This is a genomic window from Longimicrobium sp. (assembly GCF_036554565.1).
Lineage (GTDB): Bacteria > Gemmatimonadota > Gemmatimonadetes > Longimicrobiales > Longimicrobiaceae > Longimicrobium.
Genome location: NZ_DATBNB010000086.1, coordinates 1 through 2,803 on the forward strand (window position 1 = coordinate 1; position 2,803 = coordinate 2,803).

Annotated in this window: 2 protein-coding genes; both read left to right on the forward strand. The window is 71.3% G+C overall.

What is annotated here, in order from left to right:
* Positions 1 to 336 precede the first annotated feature (336 nt).
* Positions 337 to 1,527: a DUF4956 domain-containing protein gene (locus VIB55_RS02330; RefSeq protein WP_331875052.1), complete on the forward strand. Its 1,191-nt coding sequence runs from the start codon at positions 337 to 339 to the stop codon at positions 1,525 to 1,527.
* Between the two features lie 49 nt (positions 1,528 to 1,576).
* Positions 1,577 to 2,770, forward strand: a complete 1,194-nt coding sequence (locus VIB55_RS02335; RefSeq protein ID WP_331875053.1) for a metallophosphoesterase family protein — start codon at positions 1,577 to 1,579, stop codon at positions 2,768 to 2,770.
* Positions 2,771 to 2,803: the final 33 nt, after the last annotated feature.

Genomic DNA, 2,803 nt, shown 5'->3' on the forward strand with positions numbered 1-2,803 from the left:
AGTGCGTGAGTGCGAAAGTGCGAAAGTGCGAAAGTGCGAAAGTGCGAAAGTGCGAAAGTGCTCGCGACGCAGTCCTGAGTCGCCGCGCGCGGAAGCGGCCGAAGCGCGATCGAATTCTCCCCTCTCCGCATGCGCAGCATGCGGGGAGGGGCCGGGGGAGGGGCCTGCCGCGGCATGCGCCGGCGCAGGTCGAAGCGCCCCAACGCCTGCCACGTGTACTTCCGCCTGATGACCCAGCCAAAATCCAGCCGCCCACACGCGCGGCGTGGTTCCTGCTAGCGCCCACTTGTGCCCCGCGCGCCCTTCGCGCGGCGGATGCGGACGGAAACAAAAGCGATGGCCCAACACTCCAAGAAGCACACCGGCATCACCAGCGGCCCGCCGCCCGTGGTCGCGCCCGGCGAATCCGAGACGCTGCTCTCCACGCCGCCGGCGCCCGCCCCCGCGGCGGCCGAGACGCCTGTCCACACGTCGCATCCCGGGCGGATGCAGACGGACGAGGGACAGCCGCAGCCGCCCGCGCACCAGCGCCTGCTGGAGCGGCTGGTCGACGCGCGCTCGTATCCGTTCCTGCGCGTGATCGCCTACTACGTGGTGGTCTCGGCGCTGATGTCGCTGGCCGTGTACTACAGCCCCACGGTGCGCGAGGCCATCCTGTCGCCCGTGGCGCTGCCGCTGGAGCGGGGCGGCGACCTGGCGGCGGGCCCCGTGGGCGACTACGGCGCGCGCATCTCGCTTCAGGAAGCCGGGCAGCGCGCGCTGGGCACCGTGCTCGTCATCCTGGGCGCCCTGCTGCTGGTGGTGCCCGTGGCGTGGGTGTACATGCTCACCAAGCGCTTCCGGTACGACCCCGCGCTGGTGGCGTCGGTGATCATCCTGCCCATCGTGGTGGCGGGGATCGCGCTCGTCGTGAAGAACAGCATCGCGCTGGCGTTCGCGCTGGCGGGCATCGTGGCGGCGGTGCGCTTCCGCAACACGCTCGAAGACCCCCGCGACGCCGTCTACATCTTTCTGGTGATCGGCATCGGCCTGTCGTCGGGGGTGCAGGCGCTCGACGTGGCCCTGGCCATGTCGTTCGCCTTCAACCTGGTGGTGCTCACGGTGTGGAAGTTCAACGTGGGCTCCATCTACAGCGGCCGGTACGCGCGCACCGGCATCCTGTCGGTGGGCCCGCAGCGGCTGCTGATGGCGCAGGAGCCCGAGGCGCAGCGAACCGTGCGCAGGCGGATGCTCGACAAGGCCACCGACGTGAAGACCGACGGCATCCTGCTGGTGCACAGCACCCAGCCCGACGTGGCCCGCATGACGGTGCAGGAGGCGCTGGCCGACATGGCCAAGGACTGGCAGCTGGTAGACGTGGTGAGCCGCGATGACGGGATGCGGACGCTGGAATACCTCGTGCGGCTGAAGCGCAACGGGAGCGCCGCGGGAATCGTGGGCGCACTCGACGAGCGCTGGTCGGAGCAGGTGGCGGCGGCGGAGTACGTTCCGTTCCGCGCGCGGCGCAAGAAACGCAAGGGACGCTGAGCCCCGTCCAACGGGCTCCGTAACGATATCCAACCGAACGGCAGTGGTGATGAACGGCAGGACGATTTCGCGGCGCGCGGCCCGGCTGGGGTGCGCGGCCGCCATGCTGATGGGTGCCGCGGCGTGCGGCTCGCCCGTGGCCGGGCTGGGCCGCCTGGCCGGCGTGCTGGCGCCCGAAGACTCGGTGGTCCTCAACCTGGTGCTGATCGGCGACGCGGGGCTTCCCAACCCCGCCGGCGAGCCGGTGCTGAACGCGCTGCGCGAAGAGATCGCCCAGGCGCCCGACCGCAGCTTCGTGGTGTTCCTGGGCGACAACGTGTATCCCGTGGGCCTGGGCGACACCGCCACGGCCGAGGGGCGCGAGGGGCTGCGCATCCTTCGCGCGCAGATGGCGCCCCTGCTGGAAACGGGGACGCGGGGCGTGTTCGTGCCGGGCAACCACGACTGGGCGCAGGGCGCCTCCGTCGGGCTGGAGCACGTCACCCGGCAGGCGCGCTTCATCAACGCCAACGGCGGCGGACGGGTGACGATGGAGCCGCGCGACGGCTGCCCCGGTCCGGTGGTGCTGGACGTGGACGGCGTGCTGCGGGTGATCGCCATCGACTCGCACTGGTGGCTGCACCCCGGGCAGAAGCCGGGCCCCGGCAGCCGATGCCGGCCGGCCACGGAGCAGGGCGTCATCGACTCGCTGCGCGTGGCGCTGGCCACGGCGGGCGACCTGCGCACCGTCGTCGTCGCGCACCACCCGCTGGTGAGCGGAGGGCAGCACGGCGGCTACTTCGACTGGCCCACCTACCTGTTCCCGCTGCACCCCTGGGCACGGCTGGCCGGCCTCTTCGCCCGGCAGGACGTCACCGGCCGCGAGTACCGCCACATGGCCACGTCGCTGCAGCGCGCCTTCGTGGTCGACACGCCCATGGTGTACGCCGCCGGGCACGAGCACAACCTGCAGGTGTTCCGCCGTGAACCCGCCAAGTACATGCTGGTCAGCGGCGGGGGCATCTACGGCCACACCACGCCCACGCGGCGCATCACCGGCATCCGCTACATCCGCGAGGCCAGCGGCTACCAGCGCATCTCCATCCTTGCGGACGGGCGCATGCGGCTGAGCGTGGTGGTGGTGAACGCCGACGGAAGCCGCCACGAAGACTACTCGCAGTGGCTGGACGTGCCGAAGATCGAACGTCCCCAGCCCGATTCCACCGCGCCGCCGCCATCCACAACGACGGGGGGCGGCCGATGACGCCGCGCCGGCTGGCCGTTCTTCTCGCCATCG